The sequence below is a fragment of the Ruegeria sp. AB11 genome, assembly GCF_056536325.1.
Window position 1 is genome coordinate 2,674,172 of sequence record NZ_JBQFJO010000001.1, and the last position, 23,890, is coordinate 2,698,061.

Genomic DNA, 23,890 nt, shown 5'->3' on the forward strand with positions numbered 1-23,890 from the left:
CTGGGGAAAGGGAATGAGTCCCCTTACGTTGGCGCCCTCATAGTGCAAGCCCCGCCTTCCCGCAAGTTCGCGACCCCGAGAGGCTTTGACGCAGCGCAAATACCTTGCGCCCGAGGCGTCGTATAGTCATATCATCAGGAAAGAGAATTCAAGCCAAGGGGTCCCGAACCAATGACCACATTCGACGAACGCGAAGCCGCATTTGAAAGCAAATTCGCTCATGACGAAAAGATGCAGTTCATCGCGCGGATGCGCCGTAACCGGTTTATGGCTGTCTGGGCATCGGCACTGAAGGGCGAAACCGTAGAGCAAGCTCGGAAATATGGCCAGGAACTGGTCCATACCGATCTGCAGAATGTCAGCGAGGACGATGTCGTCGAGGCGGTTAAAGGCTATCTTGGCGATCTTGCAGACGAGGCCAAGATTCGTGCGAAAATGGCGGAACTGCTGGTTGAAGCCAAAGAACAGGTTATGGCGGAAGCCGAAGATTGATTGCGTAAAATGCAAAACTCATGATCTTCATGAGTTTTATGAATTTGATTTGACGCCCCGGTCATGAGACACGGGGCGTCTCATATTTTGACGGGCCACGGCCTTATTCTTGGAATACCTCAATGACAAACGCGCTCAGCACTCTACTTGAAACCGTCGACGTCATTCTTGCGGATGGTGCGACGGGCACGAACCTGTTCAACATGGGCCTGCAATCTGGTGATGCACCTGAGTTGTGGAACGTCGATGCTCCCGACAAGATTCGCGCGCTGTATCAGGGCTCGGTCGATGCCGGTAGCGATCTGTTTCTCACCAACACATTCGGCGGAACCTCAGCACGTCTGAAACTGCATGATGCCCAGAACCGTGTGACCGAATTGAACCGTATCGGGGCAGAGCTGGGTCGTGAAGTTGCAGACAATGCAGGCCGCCCAATTGTTGTGGCAGGTTCTGTTGGCCCGACCGGTGAAATCATGGAGCCCGTTGGCAGCCTTTCGCATGCTGAAGCCGTCGAGATGTTTCATGAGCAGGCAGAGGCGTTGAAAGCCGGAGGCGCAGACGTTCTGTGGCTTGAGACCATCAGCGCCCCAGAAGAGTTCCGCGCCGCAGCCGAGGCCTTTGCTCTGGCCGACATGCCCTGGTGCGGCACCATGAGCTTTGACACCGCGGGCCGGACCATGATGGGTGTTACATCCTCTGATCTGGCGATGATTGTCGAAACCCTACCCAATCCCCCTGTGGCCTTTGGGGCCAATTGCGGTACGGGTGCGTCCGACATTTTGCGTACGGTGCTTGGTTTCGCTGCCCAGGGCAGCGAACGTCCTCTGATTTCCAAGGGAAACGCGGGCATTCCGAAATACGTGGACGGACATATCCACTACGACGGAACGCCCGAACTGATGGGCCAATACGCCGCCATGGCCCGAGATGCAGGTGCGACAATTATTGGCGGGTGCTGCGGCACCATGCCTGCGCATCTGCGCAAGATGCGGGAAGCACTGGATAGCGGCCAACGCGGAGATCGCCCGACCCTGGATCAGATTACATCGGCGCTTGGTCCGTTTACCTCAGCCTCAGATGGCACCGGCGACGAGGCGGTGCCTGAACGACGCACGCGACGTCGCCGCCGCGCCTGAATGATCTCTCAGCGCCCCTCGAATTTCGGGGGGCGCTTTTCCAGAAATGCCACCACACCTTCGGCAAAGTCACGGGTTCTACCGCATTCGCCTTGCAGGTGCGCCTCGGCGGCAAGCTGTTTCGGCAATGTTCTATCGTAGGTCCCCCGGATCGCCTGTTTGATTGCCCGGAACCCGGCAGTTGGGCCATTAGCCAGATAGGCGGCCCGTTCGCGCCAATGCGCGTCGAACTGATCGTCAGAGACTGCTTCCCAGATCAACCCCCAGTCGTCCGCCTGACGCGCGCTGATCTTGTCTGCAAACAAAGCAGCCCCCATCGCTTTGGCAAATCCCATCTGACGCGGCATGAACCAAGTTCCGCCAGCATCAGGCAGCAATCCGATCCGAGCAAAGGCCTGCAGGAAATAGGCGCTCTCGGTTGCGATTACGACATCGGCACAGAGTGCAAGATTCGCCCCTGCCCCTGCTGCCGCCCCGTTAACGGCCGCGATCGTTGGCACCGGGCAGTCGTAAACCGCCTCGAGCATAGGCTCATATTCATCCCGTAATGCTCTTTCGAGATCGATCTTTCCTGTGCTCGACGCGTCCCCTAGATCCTGGCCAGAACAGAACGCAGGCCCGGCCCCTGTCAAAACAATTGCCCTGGCATGGCGAGCCGCTTCTTTCATCGCATAGGTGATCTCGGCCCGCATCTGCGTCGTCAGCGCATTCATCTTGTCTGGTCGATTCAATGTCAAAACCGCCAAATCATCGGTAATATCCAGAAGGACCGCTTCGTATTCCATGTACAACCTCACCTGCGCAGTGTTTCGCAAAACCCTGACGCAAATGTGGAAAAAGGAAAAGCAGAACCGCGCGTCAGTCTTCCAAGATTTGGCGCAAGCGTTCCTGTTCTTCATCGGTCAGCGCATCAGAATGCGCCGCTTGTTGGTGCCGCGAACGCTTCCGCAAAAAGCTCCAGCCCATGCCCGCCGCGATCAGCAACATGATCGGGCCTGCCAACCAAAGCATCAGATTGGCTCCGGTCGTGGTTGGTTTCAGAAGAACGTATTCGCCATAGCGATCAACGATAAATTCGACTGCCTCTTGGTCCGTATCGCCCGCAACAAGACGTTCCCGCAGCAGAATGCGCAAATCACGCGCAAGCTCGGCATTACTTTCATCAATGCTTTCGTTCCGACAGACCAGACAGCGCAAGCCCGTGCTGATATCCCTCGCCCGCGCTTCAAGCGCCGGGTCGTCCAGAACTTCGTCCGGCTGAACAGCCAAGACCGGTGACGCGATCAGTAGCAGTATCAAAAGTAAACGTTTCATTCGGCCGGCACCCCACCTGCAGGCGTCTTACGCGCGCCAGCTGCGACCCGGAAACGGCGGTCCGACAGGCTGAGTGCACCACCCAGAGCCATTAAGATACATCCGCCCCAAATCCAGTTGGCGAGAGGTTTGATGTAGGTTCGCATCACCCAGCCGCCATCCGCCTGTTGATCACCGATCACAACATAAAGATCACGCAGGAACCGATAGTCAATTGCGGCTTCTGTCGTCGGCATGCGGGCCACGGGGTAGTCGCGCTTTTCGGGGTTAAGCGTCGTGACAAAACGCCCATCCTGTTCCACCCTCACATCCGCCATCGTCGAGAAATAGTTCGGTCCCTGGACCCGGCGCACATCCTGCAATGTCAACGTGAACTGCCCAACTTCGTATGGCTGACCGGGTTGGGCGACTCGAATATCTTCGACTTCCCACGCTGTCAGCCCCGCGATGGCAAACATTGTGACACCCAAGCCAGTATGGGCGACGGCTTTACCCCAATCAGCACCCGGAAGGCGGAACAGGCGTGCAAGGTTGCCTTTGCGGCCTGTTCGGCTCCAAAGATCGACAAGAGCGCCGAACGTAATCCAAGCGCCAAGGAACAGACCAACAGGCCCTAAAGCGCTGCGCCCTGTCTGCATCACCCAGACCAGTATCGCCAACGCTACTGCAAGAATGAATGCATAGCGCAGAGACCACGCCGCGCGACCCAACCTGCCACGCTTCCAGGGCAGCATAGCGCCAACAGGCAGCACGATCCCTAGGGCAATCATGAATGGTGTGAAGGCCGCATTAAAGAATGGCGCTCCGACCGAGAGTTTCCGGTCAAATGCCATCTCAGCCACCATGGGCCACAGCGTACCAAAGAACACGACGAAACAACTGACTGCCAGCAGGATATTGTTCAGAATCAGCGCGCTTTCCCGGCTGACCATCCCGAACACTCCCTTTGCTTCCATCGCCTGCGCACGGGCCGCAAACAGGGTCAGTGCGCCGCCGATGAAAATCACCAGAATGAACAGGATGAATACCCCCCGTTCGGGATCATTTGCGAAGGCATGGACCGAGGTCAAAAGCCCCGAGCGCACGATAAAAGTCCCGATCAGCGAGAACCCGAAGGCGATGATCGCCAGCAAAATAGTCCAGCTTTTTAGCGCCTCGCGCTTTTCGACAACGATGGCCGAATGCAGCAGCGCTGCGGCCAGCAGCCATGGCATAAAGCTGGCATTTTCGACCGGATCCCAGAACCAGAAACCACCCCAACCCAATTCGTAGTAGGCCCACCAAGACCCCAGTGCGATACCAATGGTCAGGAAAATCCACGCTGCAAGCGTCCAAGGTCGCACCCAACGGCCCCATGCCGCGTCCACGCGGCCTTCGATCAGGGCCGCGACAGCAAAGCTGAAGGCCATGCTCAGGCCGACATAACCCAGATAAAGAAACGGTGGGTGAAACGCTAGGCCCGGGTCCTGCAACAGTGGGTTCAGGTCCCGACCGTCGAAAGGTGGAACTGGCAAGCGATCAAACGGGTTAGATGTGAACAGAATGAACGCAAAAAACGCAACAGCGATGGCCGACTGCACCGACAGAACCCGTGCTTTGAGCGTCGGGGGCAATCCGCCGCCAAAGATCGCAGCCATTGCCCCGAAAATTGTGACGATAAGGACCCATAGCAGCATGGAGCCCTCGTGGTTTCCCCAAGTCCCACTGATCTTGTACAGCATCGGCTTGGCGGAATGGCTGTTCTCAACCACAATCCGCAACGAAAAGTCGGACGCCACGAAAGCCCAGACCAGTGCTCCAAAAGAAAACGCGGTCAGCAAAAACTGAGCGATGGCCGCAGGTTCTGCGAAAACCATCCATCCGTTCCAACGTTTGGCAGCCCCGACCTGAGGCACCACAGTCTGAACAATGGCGACCAGGAAGGCTAGGATCAGTGCGAAATGGCCAAGCTCTGTAATCATGACGCGCTTATACTGCGGCAGGTCGGCATGTGCCATTAACATTCGTCAAGTATCACCGCACATAGTGTCGCGCCTCAGGCTGCGCGCAGCCGTCGCCAATCTTCTAGTGCAGGGTTGAAATCGGCCTGTATTACTGCTTCGGTCAGGGCCGCGTCCGACCGGGTATCCGCGATGCCGGGACTGTCCTCGCGAAGTTCACGGATTTTCGCTATGTTGGCCAATACTTCTGGCGCTCGCAGCACCGTTTGATTGATCTCGCGCTGAAAATCCTGCGCTTTGATCTGATGCCTTGCGCCAAAGTAGAATGACACGACCACACCCAACAGCCACCACAGCGGTTCCGGCACCAGTGCAATGCCCTGCATGCGCGCCGCAAACCAGTGCGGGTCGATCATAGCGGCAAGGAACAGGCACAAGGTGCCCAACGCCAGAGCCGGGCGCGGCAGTCGATTTAGCCCGTCCATGAATCGATCAAACCCCCTTGTCGGGGCACTTGGAACTCGGCCCCGAACTGTGCCATCGCCGCACTGCGTAACGTTGTGCTCCGCTGCGCCGCGCTTTCAGCATTTTCTCGAAATATCTCGGTAGTTTCACGAACCACATTGCGGCCTCCACCGAACAACAGGGCTAAAAGGCCAGAGATCAAACCCATCCTGAAATCCTCCTCTGAAAGTCTGCTTCCGTCAGGTGATACTGAGGAGACAAAAACTCTTCAGCGCGCTTGATCCAACCGCCTTTGCCCCCGGCCCGGGTTCGGGCATATTTACGTAGTGAAACCCTCCGATCTGCTAACCGGAAATAATAGTTACGCCGTGCGACGCCATAGACCTCTGTTAGGGCCTGAGGTTTTGGTTTGGCAGCAGCATTTGTTGCACGCGCGGTTTGGGCCCCGATCACGCCATCAACCGTGACCTCAAACCCCATTTGGCACAGCAGGTTTTGCAATATTCTGACTGCCTGCGAACCCGCATTGACGTACATGTCAAACACCGAGGCCTGTACAGCCAGGGGTAGCAACTCAAGGCGAGGCCTTTCAAAATAGTGGTCGACAAAGATGTCTATGGCCTGCGCCCTGGTCAGAACTTTCACATCCCGATGTGTCACAGCACCGTCGCGATCCAGATCAAGACCCAAACGCTGCATGGTGTGGATCGTCACACCAAATTTTGTCACTCCACCGGGATCGTCGGGATCGTCGACAAAGCCACCTTCCCGCGCCACGATTTCATCTGCGATCTGTCGAACCGTCCTCATGCCCGCCCCCTTTGCTGTGGTCAGGCAAACGGTCCAGCAAATAAGTTAATCCGACGATAGAACAAAGGGCGCTGCGTGTACCTTGCACGCAACGCCCCCAAGATTTGAAAACGTTGAAATTGATCAGCTGTCGCCGGCTTCTTTGTAAACACCTTGCTCTTTCAATGCGTCCACAACCTCTTTCGGCATATAGGTTTCATCGTGTTTCGCAAGGATTTCAGTGGCTTCGAAGACACCGTTCACATAGCTACCTGTACCGACCATACCTTGATTTTCTGAAAACAGATCAGGCAGGACACCCGTGAAAGCGACTTTGACGCTTTCACCGCCATCGGTGACGACGAAATACACAGTTTCACCCTGCCCACGTATGATCGAGCCCTCTTCGACAAGCCCACCGATGCGGAACACTTCGGACGGCTTAGGCGGCTCGGCGATCACTTGACTGGGTGAGCGGAAGAAGTTGATGCCATCTTTCATGGCCACCCCAATCAACGCCGTCGATAAGGCAAGGGCCACCGCGGCTAGCACAATGATCTGTATTCGACGACGTTTCTTGAGCGTTTTCATACCGTCCTCACGGGAACAGAGGGGCCATCATCAGCCCTTGGGTTTCATCCTCACCTAACATCAGGTTGGCGTTCTGCAAGGCTTGCCCGCTGCTACCTTTTGTCAGGTTATCCAAAGCTGCCACAACGATTGCGCGGCGTTCGATCCGATCACCAACGACACCGATATGGCAAAAGTTCGACCCCCGTACATGGTGGGTTGAAGGTGTTTCTCCGAAGGGCAGCACCTCGACGAACGGCTCATCCTCATAGGCCGATTGCAAAGTCTCATAGACGCTCTGCGGATCGCCCTTCACGTAAGAGGTCGCCAGAATACCCCGATTGGCCGGGATCAGATGTGGCGTGAATTGAATATGAACGGTTCGACCGGCAAGCTCAGAAAACTCCTGATCGAACTCACCCAGATGCCGATGTGTCCCACCTACTGCATAGGCATTTGCTCCTTCGCTGAGCTCTGCGTGCAGAAGGTTTTCTTTCAGTGCCCTACCTGCGCCTGAAACTGCGCATTTCAAGTCTAGAATGATGTCATCCAGATCAATAACGCCCGCTGATATCAATGGCCGCAGCACATATTGCCCGGTCGCTGCGTTACAACCTGTGCCAGCGACGAGCCGCGCAGAACTGATATCATCACGATAGAATTCAGTTAGGCCATAAACGGCTTCTTCCTGATGTCCCAACGCGGCGTGCGGGTTGCCGTACCATTTCTGATATTCGTCTCCGCCCCGAAGCCGGAAATCAGCCGAAAGGTCAACGATTTTCAATGTGTTGGGTAGATCACGGATGACTTCCTGGCTGGTCTTATGCGGCAGGGCACAAAAGCACAGGTCGATCTGGGAAAAGTCGATCTCGGAAATCTTGCAAAGCACTGGTAAATCCATATGCCGCAGATGCGGGAACACTTGCGCCATTGTCTGCCCGGCCTTGCGCTCGGCGGCCAGAGCCTTGATCTCCATATTCGGGTGCCCAGCGATCAGCCGTACCAGTTCCGCGCCGGTATAGCCGGAAGCACCTAGAATTGCGATATTATGGGTCATGTCAGACCTCTTTCATTCATGTGTCACATGGGGTGACCGCCGATGCGACGGTCAACGAATTACAAAATCAGAAAAGCGCCGTCCTTGACCAAAATCAGGCGGCTTCAAAGGTGATTTGTCGTCGGAGGAATTGCGTTGCGCGATCCGACACTGTGCTGGGCTTGCCGGTGGTCATGAACCCACCTGCACCTTCGCCGAGCATGTTTGGGTGACGTTTCAGGTAGTCTGCAAGGCTTTCAGCCACCAAGTCTCCTTGGCTATAGACCCTCACATCAGGGCCTAATGCATTCTGAAATGTTTCCGCCATCAACGGGTAATGGGTGCAACCCAGAATAGCTGCTTGCGGTTCCGGCATCTTGCGTTTCAGCGCATCCACATGGCTGCGCACCAAGGCTTCGGCCAAGATCATATCGCCATCCTCAATGGCGTCGACCACACCACCACAGGCCTGCGCCTCTACATCCACGCCAATCGCCCGAAACGCCAGTTCTCTCTGAAACGCCCTGCTAGACACAGTCGCGGGTGTCGCAAACAGCGCGACATGTTGCACTTCGACCTCTCGCGGAGGTGAATTGTCACCCCATTGCCGCTCGGTCAGCGCTTCGATCAAAGGAACGAACACGCCCAGTACCCGCTTACCATCGGGCACACCCGCCTCCTGCATCCGGCGCAAAGCGGCAGCACTGGCTGTGTTGCAGGCCAGAATCACCAGATTGCAGCCGCGATCCCAAAGATCATGAACGGCAGTGCGGGTCAGGTTGTAGATGTCTTCGGCATCGCGAACGCCGTAAGGCGCATGCGCGCTGTCCGCAAAATACAGGAAATCCACGTCCGGCAGATGTTTCTGCGCGGCGTTCAGGACGGTTAGACCGCCCAACCCGGAATCAAAGATACCTACTGCCATTTGCCCCTTCAGGCGCGATGCCGTTCCTCAAATTCATAGCCGTAGTCATAAGACTTTAATGGCTCTGGAGACAGCTCATACGTCGCTTTGCGCAGGAAATCCATCATCTTGCGCGTATCCTTGCCCAATGGGTCCAGAATGTCGCGCCCGATGGGGTCTCCAACAACCACGCGCACTGGAGTATCAACACGTTTCTTGAACTCTTTGATTAGAAGACCCATGCGCAACGTGTTGTGCAGATGGCTAGCAATCTGGAACAATCGCGAGGTGTGTCCATCAAAAAACACTGGCACAACAGTCGCATCAGATTTGGCCACCATCCGAGCGGTAAATCCGCGCCACCCCGGGTCCATCGGATGCGCAAATGGCTTCGCAGCCGTGCTGACGGTGCCACCCGGAAATATCCCGATTGCCCCGCCGTCGCTTAAATAGCTCAGAGCAGTCTTGCGGGTCTCAAGGTTCAACCGCATCGCCTCTTTGGTGGCATCAAAAGAGATTGGCAGGACGATCCGATCCAAATCTTCAGCTTTGCGGAAGACATGGTTGGCAAGAATACGAAAATCTCCGCGCGTCTGAGACAGGATATGACCCATCATCAGCCCGTCCAGAATGCCGTATGGATGGTTCGCAATCAAAATCAGCGGGCCATCTTTAGGAATTTTCGATAACGCGCCACCGACCACATCCAATGTCAGCCCATAGCGTCCCACCATCACCGACCAGAAATCACGTCCCTGTGCAACTTCCTGATCGTAGCCATCTGCGCGACGGATAAGACGCAGGCGGCCCGTTGTGTTTTCCATCAACTTGATCACCATACGCCCACCCCGCGTTTCTGCGGAATGAGCGTAGGATATGTCACGAGCGACGTGATGATGCGTCGGCATTGGCTACTCCGGTTTGCTACCGACTAAATATGACGAGGTAACCAATTTGCCTAGGTTTGTAACCAATTTGCCTAGGTTTTATGACAGGATTGTAAAGCCTCACTCTGCCGCAGCTTGCATTTCAGGCCCGCCATTGCGGATAACAGCCAGTAATTCTTCGCGCCGTTTCGCGGCCTTGGCCTCATTCGCGACCAGAACCGGACCAAATCCACGAATCTCCAAAGGCAGAGCGGCAAGCGCCGTAATTGCATCGCCAGTCTCGGGTGTCAGCTTGGGCAGAACCTCTTTCAAATCCTTTTCATACTGACGGATCAAAGCACGCTCCATTTTGCGCTCCGCCGTGTAGCCGAACAAATCCAGAGGAGTGCCACGCAGAACTTTCAGTTTTGCAAGCACTTTCAGAGGGCCAAGAAACCACTCGCCAAAGGCTTTCTTGGCCGGACGTCCATTATCGCCCTTTTTGCCCAAAGTTGGCGGTGCAAGATGGAAGGTCATTTTGAAGTCGCCGTCAAACTCGGCCTCTGCCTTCTGGCGACTGTCGAGCAGCAACCGTGCGACCTCATATTCATCCTTATAGGACAAGAGCTTATGGTAGCCTTTGGCGATTGCTTCTCGGACCTTCTGATCATCGACGCTTTCGACCAGATTACGATAGCGTTTGGCCAATCGCTTGCTCTGATAGTCGATCAGATGTGCCACGCGGAAATCGATCACCTGATCCAACGATTTAGGTAATTCGGCCACGTTCGGGCTTAGGATTTTGTTGACCTCTTCGGGATGGGTCACAGCCCAGCGGCCAAGTTCGAAGGCACGTTTGTTGCGTTCGACCGCCGCACCGTTCAGTTCAATCGCTTCCATGATCGCCTGATGGCTGATCGGTAGCAGGCCACGCTGCCAGGTGGCGCCAAATACCATCATGTTGGAATAGATCGAATCCCCCATCACCGCGCGGGCCAGATCGGTTGCATCGAATAGTGCTACCCTATCCTTTAGCCGTGCTTGCAGGGCAAGCTGCAGCTGATCGCTTGGAATGGTAAACTCGGTATCCCGAGTGAAATCACCGGTAATGATCTCATGGCTGTTCACAACTGCCCCGGTACGACCAGTCTGCGTTAGACCCAGCGTTTTTGCCCCTGCCGAGACCACCAGATCACCGCCGATCAGTGCGTGCGCTTCACCAGTGGCGACACGGATCGCGCTGATATCTTCCGGATGGTTTGCAAGCCGGCAGTGGATATGAACGGCACCGCCCTTTTGTGCGAGGCCCGCCATCTCCATCATGCCTGCCCCTTTACCGTCGATCTGTGCAGCCTGTGCCAGCACCGCACCTATCGTGACGACGCCTGTGCCGCCAACACCCGTGATTACGACATTATGGGTTCCATCGATCTGCGGCAGCTCAGGTTCCGGCAGGTCAGGTAAATCAAGCTCAGTGGTGGCTTCTTTGCGGATTTTCGCGCCTTCTACCGTCACGAAGGAAGGGCAGAACCCATTCAAGCATGAGAAGTCCTTGTTGCAGCTGGATTGATCAATAGCACGTTTGCGCCCGAGCTCGGTTTCTTTCGGGACAATTGAGACACAGTTCGACTGGACACCGCAGTCTCCGCAACCTTCACAGATATCAGTATTGATGAACACACGCTTGTCCGGGTCCGGGAACGTGCCCCGCTTGCGCCGCCTGCGCTTTTCGGCAGCGCAGGTCTGGACATAAACAATGACTGATACGCCCTCGATTTCGCGGAACTTTTCCTGAACCTTCATCAGTTTGGCACGCTCAAAGGTCTCGACGCCCGAGGGTAGCGCCCCGAAGTTCACATCTTCTTTTTCGTCATAGACGACGGCAACGTTGCTGACACCCATCGCGCTGACCTCAGCAACGATACGCTCAGCACTCAGACCACCTTCGTTCTCTTGCCCACCAGTCATGGCAACGGCATCGTTGTATAGAATTTTGAAGGTTATATTAGTGCCAGCCGCCAACGCGGCCCGGATCGCTTGAACGCCCGAGTGATTATAGGTTCCGTCGCCAAGATTCTGAAACACGTGCTTGGTGGTCGAGAACGGAGCCTCGCCAATCCAGTTCGCCCCTTCACCGCCCATCTGGGTGAATCCGGTGGTCTCGCGATCCATCCATTGCACCATGTAATGACAGCCAATCCCGGCATAGGCACGGCTGCCTTCCGGCAACTTGGTCGAGCTATTATGCGGGCATCCTGAACAAAAGTAGGGCAATCTTGCTGCGATTTCCTGAGCATTATCAGCGCGGCGCGCCTCGTCCAGTTTTGCAAGACCTGCGCGAACGCCATCGGTATCATGGCCTTCCTCAACCAGAATCTGCCCAAGTTTTTCAGCAATCATGATTGGATCAAGCGCCCCTCTGGTCGGGAACAGCTCTTCGCGGTGCAACGTCCCTGCCCCGCCTTTGTACCAGCCGTAAACGCGACGACCACGCCGATCGTCGAAGATCGCCTCCTTGACCTGAACCTCAATCAGCTTGCGCTTTTCCTCGACGATCACAATCAGGTCGAGACCTTCCGCCCAATCGTGGAAACCCCTCATATCCAGAGGGAACGTCTGTCCGATCTTGTAAGTTGTAATACCAAGTCGCTCTGCCTCGTCCGCATCAATGTTCAGCAGTGACATTGAGTGCATCAGATCAAGCCAGTTCTTGCCCGCGGCAACAAACCCGATCTTGGCACCGGGTTTTCCCCAGACCCGTTTGTCCAGTTTGTTCGCATGCGAGAACGTCTCAGCCGCAAAACGTTTATAGTCAATGACCCGCGCTTCCTGTAGATGCGGCGTGTCTCCCAGCCGAATGTTCAGCCCTCCTTCGGGCATATCGAACTGTGGGATAGTTATCTGCATCCGATCGGGGCTACCATCCACGACCGAAGTGACCTCGATCGTGTCCTTCATCGTTTTCAACCCGACCCAAACCCCGGCAAATCGGCTCAGCGCAAATCCGTAGACGCCGTAATCCAGGATTTCCTGAACTCCGGCCGGACTGACGACTGGCATATACATATCGACCAAAGACCATTCAGACTGATGCAGAACGGTCGAGCTTTCGCCCGTATGGTCGTCGCCCATGGCCATCAAGACGCCGCCTTGTTGCGCAGTACCGGCCATGTTGGCATGACGCATCACATCTCCGGACCGGTCGACCCCAGGGCCTTTGCCATACCAAAGGCCAAATACACCATCGAACTTGCCGTCGCCACGTAACCCGGCTTGCTGACTGCCCCACAATGCGGTGGCGGCAAGATCTTCATTCAGACCGTATTGAAACGTCACATCGCTTTCGGCCAATTGCTTTTCAGCGCGCGACATCTGCAAATCGACAGCCCCAAGGGGTGATCCTCGATATCCCGTAACCAGACCCGCAGTATTAAATCCCGTCGCGCGGTCACGCTCTTTCTGCATTAACATCAGACGCACCAACGCCTGCGTTCCGTTCAAAAGAACCGGGCTTTTGGATAGATCAAACCGATCATTTAACGTGATCTTCGGCTGACTCATCTGACGTCTCCCCTCGTCGGATTAGTGTGCTGTATCTTTAGGTATTTTAGGTCATAATTGCTGACCTGTATAGTAATTTTCTCCTTTGCCGTAACGATTTCCCGGTTTGAATGTGGAATTTGTTACGTGTTTCATATAGGGCTGCCGAAAGATAACGAAAGTTGCGGCGATGGATTGGGACAAGCTCAGAATATTTCACGCGGTTGCGGATGCAGGCAGCCTCACACATGCAGGGGACAAGCTCAATTTGTCTCAATCTGCTGTGAGCCGTCAAATTCGCGCTCTCGAAGAATCACTGGATGCGACCTTATTCCACCGCCATGCCCGCGGCCTGATTCTAACTGAACAAGGCGAATTGCTGTTCGACGCGACTTCGGCAATGTCCAAACGTCTGGACACTGCGGCTGCAAGAATTCGGGACAGCGAGGACGAGGTGTTCGGTGTTTTGCGTGTTACCACCACGTTTGGTTTCGGCACGCTCTGGCTCGCACCTCGACTGCCAAAGCTTTACGAAAGATATCCCGATCTCAATATTGATCTGATGTTGGAAGAACGCGTTCTTGACCTGCCGATGCGCGAAGCAGACGTCGCCATCCGCATGAAAGAGCCCAGTCAGGCGGATTTGGTGCGCAAGCGCCTGATGACAGTGCAAATGATGCTCTATGCCACCAAAGCCTATCTGGACAGCCACGGCGGCAAACCTGAGTCACTGGAAGAAATTGCCAAGCACAGATTGATCTGCCAGACACCATCTGCTCCTCAGGTCGGGGCCGGCGCATCGATGGTAAAGCACCTAATGACCTATAATCCTGGATCGTTATTAACCGTGAACAACTATTTTGGCGTTCTGCAAGGTGTACTCCACGATCTTGGAATTGGTGTCCTGCCCGACTACGTGACCGAGGACTTTCCCGATCTGGTTCCGATCCTTTCGGACATTGAAACTGCTGATGTACCGGTTTACCTCGCCTATCCCGAAGAGCTTCGCCATTCCAAGCGGATCGCTGCCTTTCGGGATTTCGTGCAAGACGAAATCATAGCCCACCGCAAACATCTGAGGCAGATGGGGAAACTCTAGCCATGCACTCAGGACATAGCGGGCATGACGATCTTATCTCCTATTAAACCTTGATCGTTAACAAACTGATCCCTAAATGAGCAATTGAAGGCGATGATGCTGTAACGCTCATCATCTTCATACCTCCCTGTTGGACTACGGCCGAGCTTAGTGCTCGGCCTTTTTTTTTGGCCTTACGTTCGGCAATTCTCAGGAAAGCACTGGGAAAATTGAATACACGAGCCTATGATCCCGAAAAAACACTTAAAATCGTGTTCGAGGGCTAATTCATGTTCCATTCATTGCGCCTATTGTTGGCGATGATTTCAGTTTTGTTTCTGGCGGTGCCGCTGCACGCACAAGACACAAGCACAACTTCTACGGTTACGATCCCCCAGGATCTAACGCCTGAGCAAGTCGATGATCTGGTTGCGCGTATGTCTGATGACCAAGTACGGGCGATCTTGCTTGAACGCCTTGATGCAGTTGCCGAAAAACATGCCGCAGAGAAGGAAGGTCACGAAGATCCGCTGACTGAACTGAACGAGATCTGGGCGGAAATGGTTACCTCTTGGACGCAAGTATTAACGACAGTTCCCAATATCGTCAGTGCGCAAATAAAATCGTTCAGCAATTTTGCGGATAAATTCAACGAAACCGGAGTCTTTACCCTGATCGGGCTAGTGCTATCGGTCCTACTGGTTGGATATGTAGCAGAAAAGCTGTTCAGCATACTAACCCGTCGCTGGTCAAAGGCATCCGAAGTCGGAGATGAAGCTGACCTTTGGGGAGCCGTGCAGTACCTATTCCGCCGGTTTTGCCGCGAAATTGCCGGTCTCATCGTATTTTACGTGGTTATCCGCGCGCTTGGTCGCGCATTACTAACCCCCGAACAAATCACGTTTGCCGCGCCATTCGTATTCTTCTTGATTTGGGTCCCACGTCTTGGGGCGGCTGTTTCGCGATTTGTACTCGCACCGCAAAAACCTCAATACCGATTGGTGAATATTGATGACCACTGGGCTAAATACCTGCACAGAAATCTGATTGGCCTTCTGATCCTGATCGGATTCACGCTGTTTGTTGTCCGCTTCAATGCGCTCAACGGAATTACTCCAAACGAGACGCGCATCGGCTTTTGGCTGAATGCGGCAATCCACATATATATCGGTGTAATCGCCTGGACTGCACGCGAAGGACTGTCGCAGATGATGCTGGGCACAGACCCGGATCGCACCAAGTTTGATGAGGAGGTCGCGCATTATTACCCCTACTTCGCCATTGGCGTGTCGGTGGTGATCTGGTTGCTCGTTGAATTCCTCGTAGCACAGCGTAATCCGGCAATCTTGCGCGTGATTGGAACCGGGGCGCATTTCACCACTATGTTCTGGCTGTTGATCGCACCAGCGCTCGATACGTTGATACGTGGATTGGTGCGCCATCTGCAGCCACCGCTATCGGGTGAAGGACCTTTGGCGGAACGCGCCTATCGCTCGGCCAAGCGCAGTTATATCCGGATTGGGCGGGTTATTGCGGGGCTGTTCGTGGTCCTGATGATATCGCGTGCCTGGCAACTTGACCTTCGCCATGTCGCATCAGCTGGCATCGGAGCAGAAGTCGGTGGCGCGGTCATCCAGTTCCTGCTGATCATCGCAGTCGGCTACATCTTGAACGAGATTGTCTCGCTCTGGATCAATCGTCGTCTGGCGAAAGAACAAACTGCTGCGGAAGAGCTGGATGAAGAAGCTGGCGGCGAAGGTGGCGGTGCTGGTGGTTCGCGTCTGGCAACGGTTCTGCCTTTGCTGCGGATCACTGCACAGGTCACAATCTGCGTCATCTTCGGCCTGCTGGCGTTGAGTGCGCTTGGGATCAACATTACACCACTACTAGCCGGTGCTGGTGTTCTGGGTCTGGCTATTGGATTTGGCGCGCAAAAACTGGTGGCCGATATCGTTGGTGGTATTTTCTTCCTGATCGATGACGCCTTCCGTGTCGGCGAATATGTCGATGTCGGCGGTACGATGGGAACGGTCGAAAAGATCTCGATCCGATCCATGCAATTGCGCCACCATCGCGGGCCCGTTCACACGATACCATATGGCGAGATTCAAAAGCTGACCAATTTCAGCCGCGATTGGGTCATCATGAAGCTCAAGTTCACTGTGCCTTTCGATACCGATCCCAATAAGGTCAAAAAGATCTTCAAGAAGATCGGTGCCGAGATGATGCAGGACGAAACTCATAAAGATGGGTTCCTGCAGCCGTTCAAATCTCAGGGTGTGTTCGACTTTGATGATGTCGGTATGATCATCCGAGGCAAGTTCATGGCCAAGCCGGGCAAGCAGTTCACGCTGCGTAAGGAAATCTTCAATCGCGTGAAAGCAGAGTTCAACGCCAATGGCATCGACTTCGCCCGCCGAGAGGTGCGCGTTGCGATACCTGGCAGCGAGAATATGACTGAAGAACAAAAAGCAGCCGCCGGTGCAGCTGCAGCTGCAGCTGATGCCGTCAACAAAGGTCAGAACCCGGCCTAAATCGGTAGGATTGGCGCTGGGATTTTACAGCGCCAATCTATAAGCCAACCTCCAGATGTGCGGAATCGGCGGCATTGTCGGTTCCGCATTTTCTTTTCTAAATGGCCCTGCGGTGACTTGACCCTTCCCACGGAAGCGCCCTTGCCCTAAAAGGCCCGCAATCTCGGCCACTATGGACACAGGACAGAAGATGCAAGAGCCCGCCATCACCCCGGATCTGATTGCTGCACACGGGCTCAAGCCCGAGGAATACGACATGATCCTCGAGATCATCGGGCGCGAGCCAACATTCACCGAACTAGGCATTTTCTCGGCTATGTGGAACGAGCATTGTTCATATAAGTCCTCGAAGAAATGGCTACGCACGCTGCCCACCTCTGGCCCACAAGTTATCTGCGGCCCGGGTGAGAACGCAGGCGTGGTTGATATTGGTGACGGCCAGGCCGTGGTGTTCAAAATGGAAAGCCACAACCACCCCTCCTACATTGAGCCCTATCAGGGTGCCGCGACCGGCGTTGGTGGCATTTTGCGGGATGTCTTCACCATGGGGGCCCGCCCAATTGCCTCGATGAACGCTTTGTCCTTTGGCGAACCGGGCCACCACAAAACCCGTCAGCTTGTAAATGGTGTGGTCGAAGGCATCGGCGGCTATGGCAACTGTTTCGGCGTACCTTGCGTTGGCGGTGAGGTCCGTTTTCATCCTGCATACAATGGCAACTGCCTTGTAAATGCTTTTGCCGCAGGTCTGGCCGACAGTGACAAGATTTTCTACTCGGCCGCGTCGGGCGTGGGTATGCCGGTTGTTTATTTGGGCGCTAAAACTGGCCGTGATGGCGTTGGCGGTGCGACTATGGCTTCGGCGGAATTCGACGACACCATCGAAGAAAAACGGCCCACTGTTCAGGTCGGCGACCCCTTCACCGAGAAACGCTTGATGGAAGCCACGCTGGAACTGATGCAGACCGGCGCCGTGATCTCGATTCAAGATATGGGTGCGGCAGGGCTGACCTGTTCGGCCGTTGAGATGGGAGACAAGGGTGGCCTAGGCGTTCGCCTTGATCTGGAGAATGTCCCTCAGCGCGAAGAGAACATGACCGCGTACGAAATGATGTTGTCTGAATCTCAGGAGCGGATGCTGATGGTCCTCAAACCTGAGCTTGAAGCCGAAGCCCGTGCGGTTTTCGAGAAATGGGATCTGGATTTCGCCATTGTCGGTGAAACTATCGCCGAAGACCGGTTCCTGATCATGCATAACGGCGAAGTCAAAGCAGACCTCGTCCTTTCCAAACTGTCTTCAACGGCACCCGAGTACGACCGCCCATGGGAACCAACGCCCAACGCGGAAGAGCTGACAGATGTGCCCCAAATCGACCCTGTTGATGGCCTTCGCGCCCTGCTCTCTTCGCCGAACTACGCAGGCAAGCAATGGGTGTACGAACAGTATGACACCATGGTCATGGCCGACAGCTCCCGCACGCCTGGTCTGGGTGCTGGAATGGTGCGTGTGCACGGAACTGACAAGGTGCTGGCGTTCACCAGCGACGTGACCCCGCGCTATGTCCGCGCAAACCCTGTTGAGGGCGGCAAACAGGCCGTAGCCGAAGCCTACCGCAACCTGACTGCCGTGGGCGCCAAGCCGCTGGCCACAACTGACAATCTGAATTTCGGCAATCCCGAAAAGCCTGAGATCATGGGCCAGTTTGTAGGGGCAATCCAAGGCATCGGAGCCGCAGTCGGAGCCTTGGACATGCCCATCGTTTCCGGCAACGTGTCGCTATATAACGAGACTGATGGGCAGGCGATCCTGCCAACTCCCACGATTGGGGCCGTGGGCCTGCTGCAAACTGCCGATGAAATCATCGGCAACGAGGTTCGTGAAGGCCATGTCGCTCTGGTTATCGGCGAAACCCAAGGCCATCTGGGCCAGTCGGCCCTGCTGGCCGAAGTCTTCAACCGCGAAGACGGGGACGCCCCACATGTCGATCTGGACGCTGAACAGCGCAACGGAGAGTTCATTCGCGCCAATCGTGAAATGATCAAAGCCTGCACCGATCTGGGTGACGGTGGCCTTGCCCTAGCCGCTTTTGAACTAGCCGAGGCTGCTGGTGTCGGCGTTTGCCTCGACGATGCCTCGACCGAGTTCCTGTTCGGAGAAGATCAGGCGCGCTATCTGGTCGCCTGTAACTTTGATCAGGCCGAAGCATTGATGATCGCAGCTGGTCAGGCCGGTGTTCCCCTAGTGTCAGTCGGACGTTTCAGTGGGGATAGTGTCAAAATCGGCAGCTCCGAAGTCTCGCTTGCCGAGCTGGCGGATACGTTCCGCAGCAGCTTTGCCGAAGCCGTTGCCTAGTCATTCTCTGTTCTGGTGCGATCAAACAGATTTCTTGCGCGTGTCAGCGCGCAGGAATTGTTGTTGAACGCAACCGGCCCCATCTTGCACGCCCCGTCTCATCGCTCTACATCTTGGGAAAGACCTTCAGGAGTAAACCTACATGCCGATGAGCGCCCACGAAATTGAAACTCTGCTACGCGAGAGCTTTCCAGATGCGGAAATCCAGGTTGGTGGCAGCGATGGCGTGCACATGTCTGCCATGGTCGTGGATGAAAGCTTTCGCGGTAAGAACCGCGTTCAGCAACAACGTGCTGTTTATGCCGCGTTGAAAGGCAAGATGGATGGCCCGGATGGAGAGTTGCACGCGCTGGCGCTGACCACGAAAGTACCGGAGTAATATGGAGCACGCGATTGTAATCTCAATTACATTCACCGTCTTTGTTGTGTTGATCGCGCTCATAGCTTGGAACCATTCAAAGGCGGGACGTAATACAAGACGAGGATCGCCACCTGGACAGGGAGAACACCTCCTGCATTCCTCCTACAATTCACATGACGGTGCAATTAGCTCGGCGCAGACCCATATTCCGAAGAATCCTCAAGACCACGCCAAAGCAATAATGCCGAAGAGCAAAGGAAACACCAAATGACCGACGTGAAAACCCAGATCGACGAAACCGTCAAAGCCAATGACGTGGTGCTGTATATGAAAGGTACCAAAGAGATGCCGCAGTGCGGGTTCTCGTCGCGCGTCGCTGGTGTATTGAACTACATGGGTGTCGAATATACCGACGTGAATGTTTTGGCGGACGACTCTGTCCGTCAGGGCATCAAGGATTATTCAGACTGGCCAACTGTGCCCCAGCTTTTCGTCAAAGGCGAGTTTGTCGGCGGCTGCGACATCATCACCGAGATGACCCTTTCGGGAGAGCTGGATACTTTGTTTGAAGAAAACAATGTCGGCTACGACAAAGATGCAGCCGACAAAATCCGTGAAGCAAACGCCTAATTCACCGGCTAGAGCAGTCCTTGAACAAGACACGTTCGGGGGCTGTGCTGCCTTGGGCCTGATGGCTGATCGTAGCTTCCCAGCCTTTGGATCGAAGGGTGTATGTCCCTGCCCCGTCTACAGATTCGTAGCGAATACCTGATCCGCTTTGAACCTGTTTCAGCGCAATTAACTGGTCCTCAATCAGCATCGCGGCAGCACCTGATCCATCTACGGCATTGAAATAGGACACTGGCACCTGCGTGTTGTTCTCGCAGTTAAATGTCACAGACAGTATGTCGATCTCGGCCAAACCTGCCGTAGCGTACAAAGACAATACCGCGGTCCCTGCTGCCGTTCGAACAAAGCCCATCAGGCGTTCCTTTCCTCGATCACCGCAGCCAGCGCTTCTGCACGCGCGGCCATCTCCGCCAATGTGTCTGTTACCGAAGGCGGCACCACTGCAACTTCAATTCGCTCGGGCTCGGGCAGAGGTTGACTACGCAGGCGATTTAACTCGGCTTCGGCTTCCACAAGCTTTGCCTCGGCCAGCTTCAGGCGATCTTCGTGCGCTGCAGCTTTGTCGGCCAACATTAGTCCGGCCATCAACAACATGCGCGATTCAGGCATGCGTCCAATCTGGTCCGACAATACCTGTGCTTCATCATCCAAAAGCTTGGCCGCGGCCTGCAGAAAGGGTTCTTCACCGTCCTGGCACGAGACATCAAATCCTCGTCCACCGATATGAATGGTCACCTCGGGCATTATTCAACCTCTCCTTCAGCCAGATTGGCATGGGTCAACAACGGTTCGAGCCGGGCCAGAACCGCGTGTGCTTCGGCCGCGTCCGAGGCTCTTGCGGCACGCGTTGCCTCCAACTCTGCAGCAGTTGCGCGATTCAGCATGTCTGCATCGGTCACACCCTCTTCTGCAGCGGCGCGCAATTCATCCACTGTTCCACGCAACTGTTCGTTTGCCTTGCGCAACCGTTGCAAATCGTCATCCAGTCGCGACATCGCCGCGCCATGGCTGGCACGCTCGGCACGCAGCATTTCAAGCTCGGCGTTCAATTCGGTCAGCCGCTCGCTATCGACCAATTCAGCGCGCAGACGGGACAGCTCTGCCTCCATCTCTTCGGCGCGATCTGCGATGGGGGTCAATTGCTCGACCTCGGCCCGCAACGACTCGGCTTCTTCTGCGGCATTTTCCATGGATCGCAGGGTTTCGATTTCGGCTTTCAGCGAATTTACTTCGTCGCTGTTATCCAGAGCGGCCTTGGCCTCGGCTAACTCTGCGCGCGCGGCCTCGACCGTCGCAAGCTTTGCGGTCGCCTCGGCCAATTGATCACGCAATGCAGCAACTTCTTCTCCTGATCCCGCCTGCTCCCGGAGGGCATCAATCTCAAGAGCGTGCCTTTCTATGAGCGACTTCAGCCGCTCTTCCAACTGCGCATTGGCCAACCGCTCTTCTTCAAGTTCTGATCGTAATGCAGCACCATTATCGACCGCGGGCTCAGCGTCCTGCAGTGCCTCGACTCCGGTGCCGATCCGCTCCATCGCAGTAATGATACGGCGTTGTAATTCTTCGATCTGACTCATGCCCCTGTCACCTCTTTATCAAGGTTCGTTCTGCTATACGCCTGTCCGAATCAAAAGCGGCGGCTCTCTGTACTAGTCTAACGGAATGTAACAGAAAATACCCACTGTTTGGTTTCAATCACTTGCACACCGCTCTTGAAGCGCCAGTTCGGCGCAGAACCCGGTTCTGCTTGCACTTTGTCAGACGGATGGTATTCAGCGCTAAATCTGCCCGTAACCCAAAGGAATAACGCCCGTGGACCTGACTGCGCTGCGCAATGCCAACCCCGAACACTGGGACAAGGCTGCGGCCATCCGCACCCTGACCCTCGACGCTGTCGCCGCCGCCAATTCCGGCCATTCCGGTATGCCAATGGGCATGGCCGATGTTGCGACTGTATTGTTCGAAAAGCACCTGAAATTTGACGCCTCTGCCCCGAATTGGCCGGATCGTGACCGGTTCATCCTGTCGGCGGGTCACGGTTCGATGCTGGTCTATTCGCTGCTTTACCTAACTGGTCATGGCGACGTTACGCTGGAAGAAATCAAAAACTTCCGCCAGTTGGGTGCCAAAACAGCCGGCCACCCCGAGAACTTCCTGATAGACGGTGTCGAAACCACCACTGGCCCTCTGGGTCAGGGCATCTCGAACGCTGTGGGCTTTGCCATGGCTGAGGAAATCCAGCGCGCGCATTACGGCAAGAAGATCGTTGATCACTACACTTATGTGATTGCGGGCGACGGCTGCCTGATGGAAGGCGTTAGCCAAGAGGCGATCACCCTGGCTGGCCGACACGAACTGAGCAAGCTGATCGTCTTCTGGGACAACAACAACATCACCATCGACGGCACCGTTGATATCGCCGATCGCACCGATCAGGTGCGCCGTTTTGCGGCTTCGGGCTGGCATGTGCTTGAGATTGACGGTCATGACCCCAAGGCCATCGACGACGCCATCGTGCGGGCGAAAAAGTCGAACAAGCCGACAATGATCGCCTGCGAGAGCCACATCGCACTTGGCCACGCGGCGCAGGATACTTCGAAAGGCCACGGCGCACTGACCGATCAGGATCAGTTGAAGGCGGCCAAAGACGGCTATGGCTGGCCGCATGATGCGTTTGTCATCCCCACAGAGGTCAAAGCCGCATGGGAAGCTATCGGTACACGTGGTGCTGCCGAGCGCACGGCATGGCAAGAGCGTTTCGCGCAAATCTCCGACCGTAAGCAGGCGGAATTCAACCGTGCCTATGCGTTTGAAGCGCCGAAGAAACTGGCTGGTGCCATTCGTTCGTTCAAAAAGCAGATGTCCGAGGATCAGCCGAAACTGGCAACCCGAGCCTCGTCCGAAAAGGTTCTGAACGTGGTGAACCCGATCATGCCAGAAACCATTGGTGGTTCGGCTGACCTGACCGGTTCAAACAACACCAAATCGGCGGATATGGGCGTGTTCCTACCGGAAAACCGCAAGGGCCGCTATATCCACTATGGTATCCGTGAACACGGCATGGCCGCTGCGATGAACGGTATGGCTCTGCACGGGGGCATCCGCCCCTATGGCGGCACCTTCATGGCTTTCACTGACTATGCCCGCCCTTCCATGCGTTTGGCTGCCTTGATGAAGGTGCCTACGGTCTTTGTGATGACACATGACTCGATTGGTCTGGGCGAAGACGGCCCGACCCACCAGCCGGTGGAACATCTGGCGATTTCGCGCGCAACGCCAAACACCTATGTCTTCCGCCCCGCTGACACTGTTGAGACTGCCGAAGCTTGGGAACTGGCACTTACCTTCAAAGACAGCCCCTCGGTCCTGTCGCTGACCCGTCAGGGCGTGCCAACAGTGCGGACCGAGCACAAAGGTAAAAACCTGACCTCACAAGGCGCATATGTGCTCGCTGACGCAGAAGCCAAACGTCAGGCAATCCTGATCGCTACCGGATCCGAGGTCTCGCTGGCCATGGAAGCCAAAGCGATGCTGGAGGCCGAGGGCATCGGCACCCGCGTCGTATCAATGCCCTGCATGGAGTTGTTTGCCGAACAGGATGAATCCTATCGCAAACGCGTCCTACCTGCCGGTGCCGTCCGCGTTGGCATCGAGGCCGCCGTACGCGCTGGCGGATGGGACCGCTGGTTGCTGGGTGAACGTGGCCGCGAAGCCAAAGCTGGGTTTATTGGCATGTCGAGCTTTGGTGCATCAGCCCCGGCAGGTGAGCTTTACAAACACTTTGGCATTACCGCAGAAGCGACCGTCGCGAAGGTAAAAGAACTGCTGGGGCTGTAAGCACACGGCTCAACAGTTGTAGATACAAAGGGCGGCTTTCTCGGCCGC

General features: G+C 55.5%; 20 protein-coding genes and 1 pseudogene. 8 read left to right on the top strand and 13 right to left on the bottom strand.

Features of this window, described 5'->3' with window-relative positions; all coding sequences use genetic code 11:
- Positions 1-171 precede the first annotated feature (171 nt).
- Both ACR3EJ_RS13455 and bmt read left to right on the top strand, forming a co-directional pair.
- A complete protein-coding gene (locus tag ACR3EJ_RS13455; protein ID WP_170469973.1) occupies positions 172-492 on the top strand; it encodes a DUF1476 domain-containing protein in 321 nt (106 codons plus the stop codon).
- Between the two features lie 122 nt (positions 493-614).
- Complete coding sequence (bmt, locus tag ACR3EJ_RS13460; RefSeq protein WP_170539486.1) at positions 615-1,628, top strand: betaine--homocysteine S-methyltransferase; 1,014 nt, start codon at positions 615-617, stop codon at positions 1,626-1,628.
- 8 nt (positions 1,629-1,636) lie between these two features.
- Here bmt and ACR3EJ_RS13465 read toward each other — a convergent pair whose 3' ends face one another.
- From ACR3EJ_RS13465 to ACR3EJ_RS13510, 10 genes and pseudogenes are all read right to left on the bottom strand, one after another.
- A complete protein-coding gene (locus ACR3EJ_RS13465) occupies positions 1,637-2,413 on the bottom strand; it encodes an enoyl-CoA hydratase-related protein (RefSeq protein WP_170469967.1) in 777 nt (258 codons plus the stop codon).
- Between the two features lie 73 nt (positions 2,414-2,486).
- Positions 2,487-2,942 (bottom strand): cytochrome c-type biogenesis protein, encoded by a 456-nt coding sequence (locus tag ACR3EJ_RS13470; protein ID WP_170539483.1) that lies wholly within the window; start codon positions 2,940-2,942, stop codon positions 2,487-2,489.
- Positions 2,939-4,903, bottom strand: a complete 1,965-nt coding sequence (locus ACR3EJ_RS13475) for a heme lyase CcmF/NrfE family subunit (protein ID WP_170540399.1) — start codon at positions 4,901-4,903, stop codon at positions 2,939-2,941. Before ACR3EJ_RS13475 ends, ACR3EJ_RS13470 begins: the two co-directional genes overlap by 4 nt.
- A gap of 74 nt (positions 4,904-4,977) precedes the next feature.
- Positions 4,978-5,555 (bottom strand): annotated as a pseudogene (locus tag ACR3EJ_RS13480) (holin family protein).
- A complete protein-coding gene (locus ACR3EJ_RS13485) occupies positions 5,546-6,157 on the bottom strand; it encodes a holin-associated N-acetylmuramidase (RefSeq protein ID WP_170539480.1) in 612 nt (203 codons plus the stop codon). Before ACR3EJ_RS13485 ends, ACR3EJ_RS13480 begins: the two are co-directional and overlap by 10 nt.
- A gap of 123 nt (positions 6,158-6,280) precedes the next feature.
- On the bottom strand, positions 6,281-6,727 hold the full coding sequence (ccmE, locus tag ACR3EJ_RS13490; RefSeq protein ID WP_010439882.1) for a cytochrome c maturation protein CcmE: 447 nt from the start codon (positions 6,725-6,727) through the stop codon (positions 6,281-6,283).
- A 7-nt stretch (positions 6,728-6,734) separates the two neighbouring features.
- Positions 6,735-7,763, bottom strand: coding sequence for an N-acetyl-gamma-glutamyl-phosphate reductase (gene argC, locus ACR3EJ_RS13495; RefSeq protein ID WP_170539477.1), 1,029 nt, complete (start codon positions 7,761-7,763; stop codon positions 6,735-6,737).
- A 94-nt stretch (positions 7,764-7,857) separates the two neighbouring features.
- On the bottom strand, positions 7,858-8,667 hold the full coding sequence (locus ACR3EJ_RS13500) for a glutamate racemase (protein WP_170539474.1): 810 nt from the start codon (positions 8,665-8,667) through the stop codon (positions 7,858-7,860).
- An 8-nt stretch (positions 8,668-8,675) separates the two neighbouring features.
- Positions 8,676-9,554: a lysophospholipid acyltransferase family protein gene (locus ACR3EJ_RS13505; protein WP_170539471.1), complete on the bottom strand. Its 879-nt coding sequence runs from the start codon at positions 9,552-9,554 to the stop codon at positions 8,676-8,678.
- Between the two features lie 99 nt (positions 9,555-9,653).
- Entirely contained in the window at positions 9,654-13,073 is a 3,420-nt protein-coding gene (locus ACR3EJ_RS13510) for an indolepyruvate ferredoxin oxidoreductase family protein (RefSeq protein ID WP_170539468.1), read from the bottom strand.
- Positions 13,074-13,242: 169 nt separating this feature from the next.
- Between ACR3EJ_RS13510 and ACR3EJ_RS13515 the strand changes: the two genes are divergently transcribed.
- The 5 genes from ACR3EJ_RS13515 to grxD all read left to right on the top strand — a co-directional run bounded on the left by ACR3EJ_RS13515 (position 13,243) and on the right by grxD (position 20,005).
- The gene (locus ACR3EJ_RS13515; RefSeq protein ID WP_170539465.1) at positions 13,243-14,151 is read left to right on the top strand and encodes a LysR family transcriptional regulator; all 909 of its coding nucleotides are present in this window, start codon (positions 13,243-13,245) and stop codon (positions 14,149-14,151) included.
- A 269-nt stretch (positions 14,152-14,420) separates the two neighbouring features.
- Entirely contained in the window at positions 14,421-16,664 is a 2,244-nt protein-coding gene (locus tag ACR3EJ_RS13520) for a mechanosensitive ion channel domain-containing protein (protein WP_170539462.1), read from the top strand.
- A 190-nt stretch (positions 16,665-16,854) separates the two neighbouring features.
- Positions 16,855-19,014: a phosphoribosylformylglycinamidine synthase subunit PurL gene (gene purL / locus ACR3EJ_RS13525; RefSeq protein ID WP_170469940.1), complete on the top strand. Its 2,160-nt coding sequence runs from the start codon at positions 16,855-16,857 to the stop codon at positions 19,012-19,014.
- A gap of 142 nt (positions 19,015-19,156) precedes the next feature.
- Positions 19,157-19,393, top strand: a complete 237-nt coding sequence (locus tag ACR3EJ_RS13530) for a BolA family protein (protein ID WP_010439863.1) — start codon at positions 19,157-19,159, stop codon at positions 19,391-19,393.
- A 249-nt stretch (positions 19,394-19,642) separates the two neighbouring features.
- Positions 19,643-20,005, top strand: a complete 363-nt coding sequence (gene grxD, locus ACR3EJ_RS13535) for a Grx4 family monothiol glutaredoxin (protein WP_170539459.1) — start codon at positions 19,643-19,645, stop codon at positions 20,003-20,005.
- A gap of 1 nt (position 20,006) precedes the next feature.
- Here the strand turns inward: grxD and ACR3EJ_RS13540 are convergent, their stop codons facing one another.
- Genes ACR3EJ_RS13540 through ACR3EJ_RS13550 form a run of 3 tightly spaced genes read right to left on the bottom strand, consistent with a single transcriptional unit; the run spans position 20,007 to position 21,582 of the window.
- Entirely contained in the window at positions 20,007-20,357 is a 351-nt protein-coding gene (locus tag ACR3EJ_RS13540; RefSeq protein ID WP_170539456.1) for an MliC family protein, read from the bottom strand.
- Positions 20,357-20,749, bottom strand: a complete 393-nt coding sequence (locus ACR3EJ_RS13545; protein WP_170469928.1) for a cell division protein ZapA — start codon at positions 20,747-20,749, stop codon at positions 20,357-20,359. Before ACR3EJ_RS13545 ends, ACR3EJ_RS13540 begins: the two co-directional genes overlap by 1 nt.
- Complete coding sequence (locus ACR3EJ_RS13550; RefSeq protein WP_170539452.1) at positions 20,749-21,582, bottom strand: hypothetical protein; 834 nt, start codon at positions 21,580-21,582, stop codon at positions 20,749-20,751. The genes ACR3EJ_RS13545 and ACR3EJ_RS13550 overlap by 1 nt, the downstream gene beginning before the upstream one ends.
- A gap of 235 nt (positions 21,583-21,817) precedes the next feature.
- On the opposite strand from ACR3EJ_RS13550, the gene tkt reads away from it, so the two are divergent.
- Positions 21,818-23,842, top strand: coding sequence for a transketolase (gene tkt, locus ACR3EJ_RS13555; RefSeq protein WP_170539449.1), 2,025 nt, complete (start codon positions 21,818-21,820; stop codon positions 23,840-23,842).
- The last annotated feature ends 48 nt before the right edge of the window (positions 23,843-23,890 follow it).